Consider the following 16,426-nt stretch of genomic DNA (forward strand, 5'->3'; position numbering starts at 1 on the left):
ACCCATTGCCAAAGGAAAACATGTCATGAAGTTCGATCCATCAACATTGCGTTATGATTCCAATGGTTTGATCCCATGTATTGCACAGCAAGACGGCACGGGCGAAGTGCTGATGATGGCATGGATGAATGTTGAAGCCGTCGCTAAGACCCTTGAAACAAAGCGCGTCACCTATTGGTCGCGGTCCCGCCAATCGTTCTGGATCAAGGGCGAAACATCTGGCCACACCCAAGAGCTGATTGATCTGCGGGTAGACTGCGACCGCGACTGCTTGTTGGCCGTGGTTAACCAAGTCGGGGCAGCGTGCCACACAAACCGGCGGTCATGTTTCTACACATCTGTCGTGGACGGCGAAGAAACCGAACTGATGAAACCGCTGGAAGACTAAAGCCCGACCATCGCACGGATGTCGTCAGGGCTGGCGCCGTCTTGACGGTACTTTGAAATAGCGCGTGCATCGTCGCGTTTGGCAAGGCGTTTCCCTGCGTCATCACGGATGAGTTTGTGGTGATGGTAGGTCGGTGTTGGAAGTTTCAGAACACGTTGTAAAATAACGTGAATTTTCGTGGCTTCGAACAAATCCTGACCGCGAACGACATGTGTGATGCCCTGTTCTGCATCGTCTAGGACCACCGACAAATGGTAAGACGTGCCCATGTCACGCCGCGCTAGAACAACGTCTCCGATGGTTTGGATGGCGTCTGCTACGGTGAATTCGATCAGCCCCGTTTCGCCGTTTGGGCCTTCACCGGTTTCTAAGAACGAGAAGGTATCAGCCCCCGTCAAAGCGCTGCCATGTTTGCGAGCGACGGCGTCCATCGACAGACGAATTGCGGTGTCATCGGGGAACGGGACCGTGCCACCGTGGCAATGGTTTGCCCGACATGTGCCCGGATAAATCAACCCGTCAGGGCCATGGGTGACGCCTTCTTGGGGGGCCGACATTGCGTTTTGGATGTCACGGCGCGTGCACGAACAGGCAAAAGCATAGCCATGGTTCCAAAGCCAACGCAGTTTGTCGTGATAGACCCCAAGGCGATCCGACTGGCGCATCACAGGCTCGGGCCACCACAGGCCAAGCCATTTCAAGTCGTCGTATATCTGTGTTTCCCATGCGGGGCGTGCGCGGGATTGGTCAATGTCTTCAATTCGCAGTAGAAAATCACCTCCAGCCTCAAGCGCCATGTCATAAGCTAAAAGCGCGGAATAGGCGTGGCCAAGGTGCAATGGCCCCGTAGGGGATGGCGCAAACCGGGTGATCATCTGTCAGATGCGTCGAGCCAGCCCTGCCAATCGAGTTTAGCACGGTCGGTGTAGGCTTTGTAACGGTCCTTGCGGCCTCGTCGCCCACCCTTAAGGCCCTCAACGGGGGGGAATAGGCCGAAGTTGACGTTCATGGGTTGGAATGTCTTGGCCTCGGCGCCGCCAGTGATGTGTGTGACAAGCGCGCCTGTTGCGGTCGTGTCTGGTACAGGGCCTAAGGATTGGCCCTTCATTTCTGCAACAGCAAGGCGGCCCGCAAGAAGCCCCATCGCAGCGCTTTCAACATAGCCTTCAACGCCTGTGATCTGACCTGCAAAGCGGATGTTTGGTTTTGATTTCAGACGCATTTGATCATCGAGCAAGGTCGGTGAGTTCAGGAACGTGTTACGGTGAATACCACCAAGACGGGCAAAGCTTGCGTTCTCAAGGCCGGGAATGCGTTTGAAAACATCGGTTTGTGCACCGTACTTCATCTTAGTTTGGAACCCGACGATGTTGTAAAGCGTGCCAAGCGCGTTGTCGCGGCGCAGCTGGACAACGGCGTAGGGCTTGTTTTCCGGATCGTGCGGGTTTGTCAGGCCGACAGGTTTCATCGGGCCAAAGCGCAATGTTTCACGGCCACGCTCTGCCATGACTTCGATCGGCAGGCAGCCATCAAAGTACCCCGCTGTTTCGCCTTCTTTAAATTCAGCTTTTTCGGCCGCCAGCAGGGCGTCGATAAAGCCCTCGTAGTCGTCTTTGCTCATCGGGCAATTAAGGTAGGCGGTACGTTCTTCTTCGGTTTCGCCCTTATCATAGCGCGACTGCATCCACGCTTTGCTCATGTCGATGCTGTCATGATAGAGGATCGGCGCGATGGCATCGAAAAACGCCAAGGCTTCGGCGCCAGTTTCCGCAGCAATCGCATCTGCCAGTTTTCCAGATGTCAGCGGACCTGTGGCTATAATCCAGTTTCCGTCATCAGGAAGCGCATCGATTTCTTCGTATGAAACCGATACGTTAGGGTGCGATGTTAATGCAGCGGTCACGGCCTCTGCAAATGGGTCACGATCCACCGCGAGAGCACCACCCGCAGGCAGTTTGTGTGTATCAGCCGTCGCCATAATGATACCGCCAGCGGTGCGCATTTCCCAATGCAGCAGGCCAACCGCGTTTTGTTCGTCATCATCCGAGCGGAACGAATTGGAGCAAACCATCTCCGCCAGGTTGCCCGTACGGTGAGCAAAGGTTTCCACCTTGGGGCGCATTTCGTGGATGACCACTTGGATGCCTTGATTAGCCGCTTGCCAAGCGGCCTCTGATCCGGCCATTCCGCCGCCGATGATGTGCAATGTATCTGTCATGTGGCTGACTTAGGCGCTTGGTGTCCTATTGAAAAGAGATGAATTCGCTCTTGCGAAGGGCTTGGTCCAGTCGCCATCCTGCGATTACAACAAAAAAGCCAGACAAACGACCAAATCGGAAACGTGGCGCGTATCATATAGAAATCGACCAATTGGAGAGCGCGCAACATGAAACAGCTTCACATCGGACTAATCGCGGTACAGGCCGCATTTATCGCGCCGCAGATGGTCTTGGCTCATGATGATGCGCAGCATTGCGAGGCCGTGCAGCTTTCGGTGTCCGAGGCGGGGTTTTCGGAGGCTGTGTCGGTGAGTTGTGACGGTGGAAACGCTGTTATCAGCTCGGACAGCTATCCCGATCATGAGCTGATGACGGGCATTGTTGGCACGAACGAGCAGGTGCCAGTGCCCGCAAAGAGCTACGACGCACCTATTCCCTTGCTGCCCGTTCTTGGCGATACACCGCAGACCCGCGACGCGGCCCTTGCGGTAGCTGTGAATGGTGTGCCGATTTTCGACTACACCGGCGGCGGCGAGATGAGTCAGGACGACTTGGTTCATTACCAGTCACAGCATGATACTTTAGCGACCCAGCAGCTTGATATTTGTGGCGGTCATGCGGGACGTGGGGATGATTACCACTACCACGTCGCGCCGACTTGCATGATCGAGCAGATGAAAAACGCAGGTGATGATGCGATCATTGGCTGGGCGTTTGACGGGTTTCCGATTTATGGCGACAAGAACCCTGATGGCACCGAGATCGCCGAAGGGGACCTTGACCTGTGCAACGGCCAACCCGATGAAACCTTCGGCTATCGCTATCACACCTCAACTGAGGCTCCGTATATCGTGCAATGCTTGATGGGTGAGGTCGCCAGCTTGCGTGATCTTCCGCGCACAGCACCGTTAACACTTGCGTCAGGGGGTGGCGGCATTGAACCGGGGCGTCCGCCACGTGGCGGCGTTGAGGATCTCATTTTCACTCAATTGCCCGACGGAACCCGCAGCATGGATTACACCTATGAGGGCGAGGCCTATTACATGCGGTATTCACCGAGCGAGACGGCGGGCTGTTACAACTTTGAAACTCGAACCGTGACCAACGATGGTGCGCTCGTGTCCGAAGAATATTGCCGCTAGGTTAGCTGCGTTTTTCAAGGGCAGCGGCGATGCGTTCAACCGCCGCTGTTTGCCGTTCAGCCAATTCCATTTGTTTGCGCTGGTTGGCTTCGATCCGCTCGTTTGTCTTTTGCATCCGCTTGCCCCGTGGAATTCCCACCGCGACCATGAGGCCCAAAAGGGCGATCATGATTGTGAACGCGATGGGAAGGAAGATATCGGGGTTCATTCCTCGGAGCCTTCGTCCTCACTGTCTTCATCGTCGGCTTGATCGGCGATATAAGCAACAGAAACAACGACTTCGTTCTTACCGGTATTGAACACCTTAACACCACCGGCGGACCGGCTGCGGAACGAAATGCCTTCAACTGGAACACGGATTGATTGGCCTTTGGATGTCGCCAGCATGATCTGGTCGTCCATTTCAACAGGGAAGGACGCGACGATTTCACCACCGCGCATTGCCTTGTCCATGGCCGTAACACCCATGCCGCCACGTCCGCGAACGGGGTAGTCGTGGCTTGAGGACAGCTTGCCAGACCCACCAGACGTGATCGTCAGGATCAGGTTCTCGGCGGCAGACATTTCAGCATAGCGTTCGGTGGTAATGTCACCCGCTGGCGCTTCTTCGTCTTCGACTTCTGCGTCATCAGCGAGGCCTGCCATTGCGCGGCGCATTTTAAGGTATGCGGCGCGTTCATCGGCTTCGGCCTTGAAGTGGCGGATCACAGACATGGATACGATGGTATCGTCGCCCTGAAGCTTAATGCCACGTACCCCAAGGGAATTGCGTGAATTAAACACACGCACATCCGTACTTGGGAAGCGGATCGCGCGGCCCGAGTTCGTCACAAGCATCACATCGTCATCATCTGAACAGATACGCGCATTGATGAGCTGTACGCCTTCGTTCTCGCCTTCGAACTTCATTGCGATTTTACCGTTGCGCATAACGTTGGTGAAATCGGACAGTTTGTTGCGGCGCACGGTGCCTGCTGAGGTTGCGAAGACGATTTGAAGGTCGTCCCAGTCTTCCTCATCGCGGTCCACGGGCATGATGGCGGCAATCGAAACACCCGTCGGGATCGGCAGGATGTTGACGATGGCCTTACCTTTAGACGTGCGCGACCCTTGGGGCAGGCGCCATGTCTTGAGTTTGTAGACCATTCCGTCTGTCGTAAAGAACAACAGCTGCGTGTGGGTGTTGGCGACGAAAAGCTGTGTAACAACATCGTCTTCTTTCAAAGACCCACCAGAGATGCCTTTGCCGCCGCGTTTTTGCGCGCGGAAGTCAGCCAGAGCTGTCCGCTTGATGTAGCCGGATTCAGTGACCGTTACGACCATATCTTCACGCTCGATGAGGTCTTCGTCTTCCATGTCGCCAGACCAGTCAACGATCTCGGTGCGACGTGGGACCGCGAACAGGTCTTTGCATTCTTGCAGTTCGTCACGGATGATCCCGAGGATACGGTCGCGTGAGCTAAGGATCGCGAGGTATTCTTTGATCTTCCCAGCGAGTTCTTCCAACTCGTCAGTTACTTCTTTCACGCCGATCTGTGTCAGGCGTTGCAGGCGCAATTCAAGGATCGCGCGGGCCTGAATTTCGGACAGGTTATAGGTGCCATCATCGTTGGCCGTGTGGGTCGGATCATCGATCAGCGCGATAAACGGCAGGATTTCTTCGGCAGGCCAGGCGCGGGTCATCAATGCCTCACGTGCCGCGGGGGCATCCGCAGACGCGCGGATTGTTGCAACGACTTCGTCCACGTTGGACACAGCCACGGCCAGACCACACAAGACGTGGGCACGATCGCGGGCTTTGTTGAGTTCAAACGCGGTGCGGCGGATAACAACATCTTCGCGGAAATCGAGGAAAGACGTCAGGAAACGGCGCAAAGTGAGCGTTTCAGGGCGGCCGCCATTCAGCGCCAACATGTTGCAGCCAAAGCTGGTTTGCATAGGCGTAAAGCGGAACAATTGGTTCAGCACGACTTCGGCGGTGGCATCGCGTTTGAGTTCGACGACAACCCGAACACCGTTGCGGTCGGATTCATCTTGAACGTGAGAGATACCTTCGATCTTCTTGTCGCGCGCCGCCTCGGCGATGCGTTCGACCATGGTGGATTTGTTCACCTGATAGGGGATTTCTTCGATCACGATGGCGAAGCGGTCCTTGCGGATTTCCTCGACCTTGGTCTTGGCGCGGGTCACAACGGATCCGCGACCCTCGAGGTAGGCTTTGCGGGCGCCAGAACGGCCCAGCATGATGCCACCTGTCGGGAAATCAGGGCCCGGCACGTATTCGATGAGTTCTTCAGACGTAAGGTCAGGATTTACGATCAAAGCCAAAGTGGCATCAATGACTTCGCCCAGATTGTGGGGCGGGATGTTGGTGGCCATACCAACCGCAATACCGCCTGCGCCGTTAACCAGCATGTTGGGGTAACGGGCGGGCAGGACGGTGGGTTCGCGGTCTTTGCCGTCATAGTTGTCTTGAAAATCGACGGTATCTTTGTCGATGTCAGCTAGCAGATACGCCGCCGGTTTGTCCATGCGGACTTCGGTATAACGCATCGCGGCTGGGTTATCGCCGTCCATGGAGCCAAAGTTGCCTTGACCATCCAGAAGCGGCAGCGACATGGAGAAATCCTGCGCCATACGAACCAAGGCGTCATAGATCGCGCTGTCGCCATGCGGGTGATATTTACCCATGACGTCGCCGACGGCACGGGCCGATTTGCGATAGGGTTTGTCGTGGGTATTTCCGCCTTCATACATCGCATACAAAATGCGGCGGTGAACCGGTTTTAGCCCGTCACGAAGGTCCGGAATCGCACGTGATACGATCACAGACATGGCGTAATCGAGGTAGGACGTTTTCATCTCGGCGGTGATCGAGATTTGAGGACCGTCATACGCAGGGCGTTCAGGTGGCATTTCTTCTGTATTTTCAGGAGTTTCTGGAATGTCGCTCATGTCGTGTGCCTGTCCGATTCGCCGCGTTTCGCGGGTTCTATATTTAGTTCAGGACAGACTATCAGAGGCTAGGGGTGGTGCAAATGGTAAAGGGCCGATTTTGCACCGTTTGGATCGCTTGGTGTAGTGGCGTTGCAGGCCCCATAGCAGCAAGTGGGGGGCCAGCCCCCCGTCCTGCGGACTCCACCCGAGGTATTTTCGAAACAAAGGCAAAGGGAAAATGCCTATTTGGAGCGGTTGAGCATGCCGTAAAGATCGCGTGGGTCGTCTGGATCAGCGAGCATATCAAGGTCGATGTAGAAATCAGTGCCTTGGATGGCGTCAAGGATGCAACGCAGGGCTGAGAAGTCTTCGATCGCGAAGCCGACGCTGTCAAAGAGGGTGATTTGTTTGTCAGTTTTACGCCCCGCGATGCGGCCAGCAAAGACATCGTGGAGTTCAATAACAGGGTGATCTTCGGCCAAGGCCTGAATTTCGCCCTCAACGCGGGTTTGGGGGGGGTATTCAACAAAGATGTCGGAGCGGTGCAGGATGTCGTTGTGCAGTTCGGTTTTGCCCGGACAGTCGCCGCCGATTGCGTTGATATGCACACCTGCGCCGACCATGTTGTCGGTCAGGACAGTGGCATTCTGTTTGTCGGCAGTGCAGGTGGTGATGATCTGCGCGCCTTGCACGGCGTCTTCTGGGGTGGTGCAGGATGTGATGTGCAGTCCTGAGTCCGCGAGGTTTGCCGCACATTTTTCCGTCGCTGCAGGGTCGCTGTCAAAAAGGCGCACATGGGTGATACCGCAGATCGCCTGAAACGCGCGGCACTGGAATTCGGACTGCGCGCCATTGCCAATCATCGCCATGGTGGTCGCGCCTTTGGGGGCGAGGTATTTGGCGGCCAGGGCAGACATCGCGGCTGTGCGTAGGGCGGTGAGCAGGGTCATTTCAGACAGCAGCACCGGATAGCCGGAGTGCACATCTGCAAGTAGGCCAAAGGCGGTGACGGTTTGCAGGCCTTCGGCGGTATTCTTGGGGTGTCCGTTGACGTATTTGAAACCATACATTTCACCATCAGATGTGGGCATCAGTTCGATCACACCAACGTCAGAATGGGACGCAACGCGCGGGGTCTTGTCGAATTGATCCCACCGCAGGAAGTCTTGCTCGATTGTGTCCGCGATGCGAATAAGCATGCTGTCCAGCCCGTTGGCATGAACCAGACGCATCATGTTTTCTACAGAAACAAACGGCACGAGAGCGAGGTTTGAGGGGGATTGCATAGGGCTTATCCTTAAACGAAAGAACGAGTTGGGCGGTCAAAGACCCGGCGGCCCATGAGCGAAGCTGTAAGATCAACCATCAAGGATGCGGTACGGCCACGTTCGTCCATGAAGGGGTTGAGTTCGACCAAATCAAGCGAGGTTACGCGGCCAGAATCGTGCAGCATTTCCATGATCAGGTGGGCCTCGCGTAGGGTCGCGCCACCTGGAACAGTGGTGCCAACGGCAGGGGCGATATCGGGGTCGAGGAAATCCACATCCAAAGAGACGTGCAGCAGCCCGTCCGCGGCGGCGACACGGTCAAGGAAGTGTGCCAGCGGGGCGCGAATGCCGAATTCATCAATGGCGCGCATATCTGCGATGTGCATCTCCGTATCCGCTAAAGCTGCGTGTTCTTCGGGATCGACCGAACGCAGGCCCATCATACAGATGTTTGCTGTCGGGACAGGATTGTTGACCGCGGGAAAGGCATCAAAGCCGTCGCGGCCCGTGAAATAGGCCACCGGTGTGCCGTGCAGGTTACCGCTGCTGGTCGTGTCGGGCGTATGATAATCGGTATGTGCATCCAGCCAGAGCACAAACAATGGCTTGCCGACGCTGGCAGCGTGATCGGCGATCCCAGTCACTGTACCAAGGGCCAAGGAATGATCCCCGCCAAGAAAGATTGGCAAGCCTTTGGGGGCGGCTTCTACAGCGGCGGCGTGAAGGGTGCGGGTCCAGCCCACGGTTTGTGGCAGGGCAACAAGGTGGTCGTGATCGGGGATTTCGGTTTGTTCGGCCGTAAGATTGCCGTTGTCGATTACGGTGCACCCAAGGCCGGCTAACGTGTCTTCAAGGCCTGCGGTGCGGTAGGCGTCTGGCCCCATGATGCAGCCCTTGCGGTCTTTGCCGCTGTCTACGGGGGCTCCAATGAAGATGATGTCTTGCGCGGTCATGTTGGGCTCCTGTTGTTTGGATCATCATCGCGGGGCTTGATTGATTGGGATAGCCCGCGCATTGTCCAAAATGAGCGAAGATTATTCAAAATGGGCAGCTGCAATGGATGAAATGGATAGTAAGCTGGTCAAGGCGTTGCGGCGTGACGGTCGCGCCAGCGTGTCGGAGCTGAGTGCTGATTTGGGCGTGACACGTGCTACGGTTAAGGCCCGCATGGATCGGCTTCGAGATAGCGGTGAGATTGCGGGATTTACGGTTGTGACACGCAGCGATGTTGCAGCCCACGCCGTCCGAGGGCTGATGATGCTGGGGATCGAGGGGCGCGGCACAGAAAAAGTGATGCGCACGCTGACGGGCCTGGTCGAGGTACAGGCCGTTCACTCCACCAATGGGACGTGGGATTTGATCGTCGAGATCGGAACCGAGACCCTGGATGCCTTGGACGAGGTCTTGTTTCGCATCCGCCGTCTGGACGGCGTTACGAGATCGGAAACAAGCCTGCTATTAAGCACACGGCGGGCAGGGCGTTAGCGCCGCGCCGCTGCAATCCAAATAGCGGCCAAACCGAATGAGATCAGCGCGTTGTAAGATGCCATAGACAGACCCAGAAGCGACCAGACAACATCATCGCACATCACGATTGGCGCAATGTCAGTGCTGAGTAGATCGCCGCTGAGAGCGCCACCGCTTGTGCAGCTTGTCGGGCCTTCCCACCAGCCACGTTCAACGCCTGTATGATAGACGCCGATACCGCCCGTGATAGCGGCTGCAATCGCGCCCAAAATCGCAAGCTGCGATTGGAACCGGCCTAACAGAATCGCCAAAAGACCGACCACAACCGCGACTGCATGTGGGTAGCGTTGCCACAGGCACATCTGGCAGGGGGGAAAACCCATGAACTGAAACATGAACGCTCCGGCAAGGAGGGCAAAGCTGCCAAAGGCGGCGAGGGCGATGAGGCTTGGTTTTGTCATAGGTACCGCACTAAGAAGAAACCGCCGACCAAGACAACGCAAAATAACGTGAACATCAGGCCGAGGCGTTTTTCGATGAAATCACGGATCGGAGCGCCGAACTTCCACAACAAGCCCGCGATGATGAAGAACCGCAAGGCGCGGGCGATGATCGATGTGACCATAAAGGTGCCCAGTGGCATCGCCGTCCAGCCGGACATGATAGTGATAACTTTGTATGGAAACGGGGTCAGGCCCGCGATCAAGACGGCCCAGAACCCGTAATCGTTGAACTGGGTGCTGAATTCTTCCATTGAATGGGCCTTGCCCAAGGATTCCAGAATAGGCTGGCCGACGGCCTCAAAGGCAAACATGCCAATGCCATAGCCAAGAAGCCCGCCTAATACGGATGCCACCGTCGCAATACCTGCGATCAGGAAGGCGCGGCGCGGGGTCGCGATGATCATTGGGATCATCAGCAAATCCGGCGGAATCGGAAACACAGAGCTTTCAATGAAGGCCACAAAAGCCAACGCCCAAAGCGCGTAGGGCGATGTCGCAAGGGACAAAGTCCAGTCATAGAGGCGTCGGATCATGTGATTTACCTTGGGTCTGCTCTTATTTGTTTGGTTTCTTAGGCCAGAGAGAGGCGATATGGTCAACCGTAGTATTATGCAGAGGATGTGCAGTCATGAAATGGCAAGGTCGGCGTGGAAGCAACAATATTGAAGATCGTCGCCGTTCCGGCGGTGCGCGCAAAGCGGGCGGTATCGGTGGAATCGCGGGTGTTCTGATCCTGCTGGCAGGTATGTATTTCGGGTTTGATACATCAGGTTTCGTTGATCTGGGGGGCACGCAGGTTCAGTCCAGCGGTGAAGTGACCGAAGCGGATGAACGCGCTGCACAGTTTGTGTCCGTAACATTGGCCGACACCGAAGAAATCTGGGCCGAAGTTTTTCAGACGCAGATCGGTCAAACCTATGCGGCGCCGACCTTGGTGTTGTTTAAGGGCGCGACGCAATCACCTTGTGGCGGGGCAACTGCGCAAAGCGGGCCATTTTATTGCCCCGCAGACAGCAAAGCCTATCTGGATACGGATTTCTTTGTGACGATGGAACGCCAGCTGGGTGCGGGTGGTGATTTTGCGGCCGCTTATGTGGTCGCCCACGAGGTAGCACACCACGTCCAGAACGAACTTGGGATTCTGGGGCAGGCCAACCGCATCCGCCAACAAGTAAGCGAGGTTGAAAGCAATGCGATTTCTGTGCGCTTGGAACTGCAAGCGGATTGTTTTTCCGGTGTCTGGGCGCGTTACGCACAAGAACGCTTTAACAGTCTGGAACGCGGCGACATTGCCGAGGCGATGAATGCGGCCGCCCAGATTGGCGATGATACCTTACAGCGTAATGCTGGCCGTACAGTGCAGCCGCACACCTTTGAACATGGCACGTCCGCGCAGCGTCAACGGTGGTTCCAAACTGGTTATGATACGGCGCAGGTCGCGGCCTGTGATACGTTTTCGACCAATGATCTTTAGGACAAGATGCAAAAGGTGAAATTGCGGCGTTGACGTCCCCGAATGGGACGGCTATTGCACGCCGCATACCAATGCAGCCCATATGGTTGCATGCGTGCCGGTGTGGCGGAATGGTAGACGCAGGGGATTCAAAATCCCCCGATGGTGACATCGTGCCGGTTCGAGTCCGGCCACCGGTACCACTTTAAAGGGGAATGCACGCACCCCTGATACGGCCCCTCAAATGCCCTCACTAAATGTTTGGTTTTGAAACGCTTATGAACGGGCGCGGTAGGCGTCCCAGTCTTGGGGCGTATCCAGATCAAGCCGCGCACGATCCCCTTGTAACGCCACGAATTCGATGTCTGCCGTGCGACCCGCCAAAAGACCGGATGCACCGCGATCCCCCGTTATCGTTGAAAGATCATCGAATTGACTGGCCGCAAAATAAGTCGGGTGACCGGGACGCCCGTCTTCGGTCATTGCGCGCAGGATTGGCGCATCGGATTGGCGTGCTGCTGACCCGATCAGCGCCAAGTCATTGGCCGTGATGTCCGGCATATCCGCAGGCAAAATCAAGACGCCCGTGGTTGCTACGGGCAGGGAGGCAATGCCCGCCTTTATGCTGTCGCTCATCTGGCCATCTACCACAATCACCTGCACCGCTGCCGGCAAGATGGCGTTTCTTTTGTGGCTGAGCGAGGGAACGGTGACGTAGGTCGGCCCGACGGACAAAGCACGGTCGGCCATGACCTGCAAAAGTGGCGCACCACCAACATCTTCCAGCAGTTTATCGCGCCCGCCCATGCGCGATGACGCACCCGCCGCAAGGAGGAGCGTTGCAATCATCCGCGCAACCGCGCGCCATCGGCGTCAAATCTAGAGGCGGTCATAGAAGGGGCACAGCACATACCCCCTATTATATTGATTTCGATCCCTAGACCAGCACGGTGCCTGATCGCATAGGGCAACGATAAGTCCGATACTTGCACCCATTGGCCTTCGGTCTGTCCACAGAGTTGTCCACAGGCTGGAGGATGACTCGCAAACCAACAAGAGTGTGGTTCTGGACGTTATGCACGGAGTGATCGCCAGCCGTTTCCTTGCCTAAACGTGAAAGAGCCGTTCATCAGTATCGTGACAAGGTGGTTTGAGATTATCCTTCACGACCATTTGTCGTTCTGGAAGCTGCTTATTATCTTTGTCGGCTTTGTCGCAACGATTTGGCTTCGGCGACACCACCGAAAAAATGCGACGGCAGCGACAGTAAATGTCGCCTTGCGGCAAACCAATGACCGCTGCGGCTTTCAGTCTAGGGCAACATAAGGAGACCCACATGAGGACCCATGCCCAAGCCGTTGTCATCGGAGGCGGCGTTATCGGCTGCTCGATCCTGTACCATCTGGCAAAGCTGGGTTGGACCGATGTTGTGCTGCTGGAACGCGACGAACTGACAAGCGGATCAACATGGCACGCGGCGGCGAATATTCACGGGCTGCACGACAGTACGAATATCTCTCGCATTCAGCACTATACGATGAACCTTTATAACGAACTGGAGGCCGAGACGGGCCAGTCCTGCGGTGTGTTTCAACCCGGCAGTTTGTATTTGGCGCAAACCGAAGATCGCGAACACCAGCTGCGCCTGCAGGCGGCGAAGGCCAAGTTTTACGGTATGAACTTCCATGAAGTGAGCCGCGAAAAGGCGGAAGAGCTGCACCCGATGGTAAACTATGATGGCATCCGCTGCATTATGTATGAACCTGATGGCGGCAATGTTGATCCTTCCGGTGTGACCAATGCTTATGCAGTCGGGGCCCGCCAACGCGGCGCTGAGATCATCCGGTTCTGCCCCGTCACAGCGACCATTCAGCAGCCTGATGGCTCGTGGATCGTCGAAACTGAAAAGGGCAACGTCGCAACCGAATGGGTCATCAACGCCGCGGGCCTTTGGGGGCGTGAAGTGGGCAAGATGGCTGGGATCGAACTGCCGCTGCTACCCACAGAACATCAGTACTTCGTGACCGAAACCATAGCCGAGATTGCAGCGATGGACAGGCGGTTGCCATCTGTCGCGGACCGCGACGGTGAGTACTACTTGCGCCAAGAAGGTCAGGGCCTGCTTGTCGGGGCCTATGAAAAGGACGTTCGGTTTTGGGCTGAAGACGGTACACCACAAGGGTTCGGCCATGAGCTGTTTGCCGATGATCTGGAACGTATTGAGGACAACATAATGCGCGCCATTGATCGTGTCCCAGCGGTCGGTGAAGCGGGGATCAAACGGGTCATTAACGGGCCAATGATCTGGTCGCCAGATTCAAACGTTCTGTTTGGTCCGCACCCTGATTTGCAGAACTATTTCTGTTGCAACGGCATTATCCCGGGGTTCAGCCAGTCTGGCGGCATGGGGTTGATGGCGGCGGAATGGATCACCAAGGGCGAAAGTTCGTATGATATGTTCGCGTGGGATGTGGCGCGGTTTGGCGCTTGGGCTGATGCAAAATTCACCAAGGCGCGGGTCGGGGACCAATATGCCCACCGTTTCAAGATCCACTTCCCGAATGAGGAACGTGATGCAGGGCGACCAGTACGGGTGCGATCTGTCTATGAGCAACAAAAGGACATGGGCGCTGTGTTCGGGCTCAATTACGGCTGGGAACACCCGCTGTATTTCGACAAAGACACCCCCGAAAGCGCGGGCTTTACGCGCCAACCTTGGTTTGACAGCGTTGGCCGTGAAGTGAATATGTTGCGGCAATCTGTTGGTATCATTGATATTTCCAACTTTGCGAAATATCGCGTTGCTGGGGCTAGGGCCGAAGACTGGCTAAACGCTGTCTTTGCCAACACCATGCCGAAATCCGTGGGTAGATCCTGTTTGACGCCCCTGATTGGCGTGAATGGGGGTATCGCTGGGGACTTCACGGTCACACGTATGGACGAGGACGAATTCTGGATCATTGGGTCCGGTATGGCGGAACGGTATCACCAGCGGTTCTGGAACATGGTGCCGATGCCCGACGATGTAACGTTTGAAAGTAAAACCGAAGCGTGGTGCGGGTTCAACATCGCGGGCCCTTCGTCTCGTAAGGCGCTGCAAACGCTTACGAATACATCTTTGGAAACGGCGGACTTCCCGTTTATGCGATCAAAGTGGTTGGACATTGCGGGCGTGCGTTGTCTGGCGCTGCGCGTGTCCTTTACGGGCGACTTGGGTTGGGAAATCCACTGTAAGGCCGAAGATCAAGCCGCAGTTTACGCAGCGCTTTTGCAGGTTGCTGACGTAGAAGGCGGCGGTCCAGTTGGTAGCCGCGCTTTGATGTCCCTGCGGGTCGAAAAGGGTTACGGGTCTTGGGGGCGCGAGTATTCACCTGAATACTGGCCACAGGAAGTCGGTCTTGATAAATTGATCAAGATAGATAAGGATTTTCTACATAAAAACAGTTACCTGAAGATCAAAGATAACCCATCCCGTGAGGTCCTGTCTTTGATCCATGTGCGAGATGTCACAACGGCGGACGCCACAGGTGGCGAGCCTATTTTCCTGCATGACGGCACGCCGGTTGGGCGCGTAACGTCTGGCACGTTTGGATACTCTGTCGATATGAGCTTGGCGCTTGGTTATCTGAAAGACACACCCGCAGGAACCGAGGTGGATGTTATGATCCTCGGCAAACCGCATCGTGGTGTCGTGCTGGCTGAGCCGCCCTTTGATCCCAAGGGAGAGCGGCTCAGAGCATGATTTATGGGATGATGCGCGTGTATTTGGTGCCTTCGATGGTGGCTCCAGCCCGAAAACCAGCCTGAGCGAAAACAACCGCAATCACAGGCGACAGGGACGTTGTCGTCTCTGCACGCAGGGTTTGGCCGTCATCGCGCAACGCATATTCAATGTCCGCGCCAGCTGCCCAACCGTTTGCACGGCGGAAATCTGTCAACGCTTCTTCCGTCATGAAAAACAGCACCGTCGAGAATTGTTGTGCGCCGATTTGAAGGCCCGCACTGGCGGCTGCGGAAGAATAGTAATCAACCGTCGTCTGCCCGATGCGCAATGCACCGCGCCCGTAAGACCCGCCGAGGCCAAGGCCGGCTTCGGTCACGACGGGCATCACAAGCATCCCGCTGGCCTTGTTGGCCAGATCACGGGTGCCAGGATAGCTATCGTACATGAAATTGATTGTGCTATCGACGCGGCTGTCGATCACATCGGCGCCATTGCCGCCGATGCCGTTGCCGCAGGCCGAAAGGGTGGTTGTTGCCAGCGCAGAAAGCGCAAAGCTGCGTCTTGTAAGTAGGGTCATGTCTGTCTCGCCTCTAGGATCGGGGTTTTTTCCCGTTATGCGCACACCATAGGCGGTATTTCGCGCCCTGTCAGCAGCTAGATGCAGGGCGGCAAGATTTAGCCCGTTTTGATCCATACGGTTAGTGGGCCGAGTATGGTAAACCCCATAGCTACAAATGGGGCGGGGTCCGTTTCATAACCGATCAAACTGTCACCAACGGGAAGATCGCTGAGACCATCGAGGACGCGGCTTGGGGAACCGAACAGGTTGGAAATACCTGTGACGCCGTTCTTATGCCGGTTCGTAATGACACCTGCATGAAAATCAGGTGTTGCGCGCATTCGAATGTCAGTTCGTGCCAGAATGTCCGGCGTAAAGTTGGCGTGTGCGATCGAGTTTCCGGAATTCCATGCATCTAGCCAGCCTCGCAAGCTCAATTCATCCTCAACACGATAAAGCGGTCGCCCTGTCACGGGCGTTGGCGCCCGTGCAATCCAATGGGCATTGACCACAGCGGTAAACCCCGTCTGTGAAAGATCGAGCGTCGCAAAGCTGTCTTTGATCCCAGCGCCAATGGGCAATGTGGCGATATGGGCAATCGTGCGGTCGTCTAAGTGCGGCTTGTGGGTAATGACGCTCGGAAAGTACGGACGTGGCGCGCCATAAAATAGGGTGGCGCAGCCGTGAGATTGCGCTTTGATACCAAACTGCGACAGCACTGTGCGACACAAGTGAACATTGTTGTCGATGGCGGTGTTTAGCATGC

General features: G+C 56.0%; 16 protein-coding genes and 1 tRNA gene. 6 read left to right on the forward strand and 11 right to left on the reverse strand.

The window, feature by feature from the left end; all coding sequences use genetic code 11:
- Positions 1–25 precede the first annotated feature (25 nt).
- A complete protein-coding gene (gene hisI, locus KO486_RS08400; protein WP_216036791.1) occupies positions 26–388 on the forward strand; it encodes a phosphoribosyl-AMP cyclohydrolase in 363 nt (120 codons plus the stop codon).
- Here the strand turns inward: hisI and gluQRS are convergent.
- Positions 385–1,263, reverse strand: a complete 879-nt coding sequence (gene gluQRS / locus KO486_RS08405; RefSeq protein ID WP_216036792.1) for a tRNA glutamyl-Q(34) synthetase GluQRS — start codon at positions 1,261–1,263, stop codon at positions 385–387. The two genes, hisI and gluQRS, sit on opposite strands and share 4 nt — an antisense overlap.
- Positions 1,260–2,606: a methylenetetrahydrofolate--tRNA-(uracil(54)-C(5))-methyltransferase (FADH(2)-oxidizing) TrmFO gene (trmFO, locus tag KO486_RS08410; protein WP_216036793.1), complete on the reverse strand. Its 1,347-nt coding sequence runs from the start codon at positions 2,604–2,606 to the stop codon at positions 1,260–1,262. The genes gluQRS and trmFO overlap by 4 nt, the downstream gene beginning before the upstream one ends.
- A gap of 168 nt (positions 2,607–2,774) precedes the next feature.
- Here trmFO and KO486_RS08415 point away from each other — a divergent pair, with 168 nt between their 5' ends.
- Positions 2,775–3,749, forward strand: coding sequence for a YHYH protein (locus KO486_RS08415; protein WP_216036794.1), 975 nt, complete (start codon positions 2,775–2,777; stop codon positions 3,747–3,749).
- Between the two features lies 1 nt (position 3,750).
- Here KO486_RS08415 and KO486_RS08420 read toward each other — a convergent pair whose 3' ends face one another.
- From KO486_RS08420 to rocF, 4 genes are all read right to left on the reverse strand, one after another.
- A complete protein-coding gene (locus KO486_RS08420; RefSeq protein ID WP_049834405.1) occupies positions 3,751–3,957 on the reverse strand; it encodes a hypothetical protein in 207 nt (68 codons plus the stop codon).
- Positions 3,954–6,704, reverse strand: a complete 2,751-nt coding sequence (gene gyrA, locus KO486_RS08425; RefSeq protein WP_216036795.1) for a DNA gyrase subunit A — start codon at positions 6,702–6,704, stop codon at positions 3,954–3,956. The genes KO486_RS08420 and gyrA overlap by 4 nt, the downstream gene beginning before the upstream one ends.
- A 224-nt stretch (positions 6,705–6,928) precedes the next feature.
- Complete coding sequence (locus tag KO486_RS08430; protein ID WP_216036796.1) at positions 6,929–7,972, reverse strand: ornithine cyclodeaminase; 1,044 nt, start codon at positions 7,970–7,972, stop codon at positions 6,929–6,931.
- Positions 7,973–7,983: 11 nt separating this feature from the next.
- A complete protein-coding gene (rocF, locus tag KO486_RS08435) occupies positions 7,984–8,907 on the reverse strand; it encodes an arginase (RefSeq protein WP_216036797.1) in 924 nt (307 codons plus the stop codon).
- Between the two features lie 103 nt (positions 8,908–9,010).
- On the opposite strand from rocF, the gene KO486_RS08440 reads away from it, so the two are divergent.
- Positions 9,011–9,439: an Lrp/AsnC family transcriptional regulator gene (locus KO486_RS08440; protein WP_216037542.1), complete on the forward strand. Its 429-nt coding sequence runs from the start codon at positions 9,011–9,013 to the stop codon at positions 9,437–9,439.
- Here the strand turns inward: KO486_RS08440 and KO486_RS08445 are convergent.
- Both KO486_RS08445 and KO486_RS08450 read right to left on the reverse strand, forming a co-directional pair.
- Positions 9,436–9,882, reverse strand: a complete 447-nt coding sequence (locus tag KO486_RS08445; RefSeq protein WP_216036798.1) for a disulfide bond formation protein B — start codon at positions 9,880–9,882, stop codon at positions 9,436–9,438. The two genes, KO486_RS08440 and KO486_RS08445, sit on opposite strands and share 4 nt — an antisense overlap.
- Entirely contained in the window at positions 9,879–10,457 is a 579-nt protein-coding gene (locus KO486_RS08450; RefSeq protein ID WP_216036799.1) for a YqaA family protein, read from the reverse strand. Before KO486_RS08450 ends, KO486_RS08445 begins: the two co-directional genes overlap by 4 nt.
- Positions 10,458–10,552: 95 nt before the next feature.
- On the opposite strand from KO486_RS08450, the gene KO486_RS08455 reads away from it, so the two are divergent.
- Both KO486_RS08455 and KO486_RS08460 read left to right on the forward strand, forming a co-directional pair.
- Complete coding sequence (locus KO486_RS08455; RefSeq protein WP_216036800.1) at positions 10,553–11,398, forward strand: neutral zinc metallopeptidase; 846 nt, start codon at positions 10,553–10,555, stop codon at positions 11,396–11,398.
- 96 nt (positions 11,399–11,494) lie between these two features.
- A tRNA-Leu gene (locus KO486_RS08460) sits at positions 11,495–11,580 on the forward strand.
- 73 nt (positions 11,581–11,653) lie between these two features.
- Here the strand turns inward: KO486_RS08460 and KO486_RS08465 are convergent.
- Positions 11,654–12,226, reverse strand: coding sequence for a nucleotidyltransferase family protein (locus KO486_RS08465; RefSeq protein WP_216036801.1), 573 nt, complete (start codon positions 12,224–12,226; stop codon positions 11,654–11,656).
- Positions 12,227–12,713: 487 nt separating this feature from the next.
- Between KO486_RS08465 and KO486_RS08470 the strand changes: the two genes are divergently transcribed.
- The gene (locus KO486_RS08470) at positions 12,714–15,119 is read left to right on the forward strand and encodes an FAD-dependent oxidoreductase (RefSeq protein ID WP_216036802.1); all 2,406 of its coding nucleotides are present in this window, start codon (positions 12,714–12,716) and stop codon (positions 15,117–15,119) included.
- A 1-nt stretch (position 15,120) separates the two neighbouring features.
- On the opposite strand, the gene KO486_RS08475 is transcribed toward KO486_RS08470, so the two are convergent.
- Together KO486_RS08475 and KO486_RS08480 are read right to left on the reverse strand one after the other, a co-directional pair.
- Entirely contained in the window at positions 15,121–15,678 is a 558-nt protein-coding gene (locus KO486_RS08475; protein ID WP_216036803.1) for a YSC84-related protein, read from the reverse strand.
- A 98-nt stretch (positions 15,679–15,776) separates the two neighbouring features.
- Complete coding sequence (locus KO486_RS08480; RefSeq protein ID WP_216036804.1) at positions 15,777–16,424, reverse strand: hypothetical protein; 648 nt, start codon at positions 16,422–16,424, stop codon at positions 15,777–15,779.
- Positions 16,425–16,426 lie beyond the last annotated feature (2 nt).

Source organism: Octadecabacter sp. B2R22 (assembly GCF_018861045.1).
In the GTDB taxonomy this organism is placed as follows: domain Bacteria; phylum Pseudomonadota; class Alphaproteobacteria; order Rhodobacterales; family Rhodobacteraceae; genus Octadecabacter.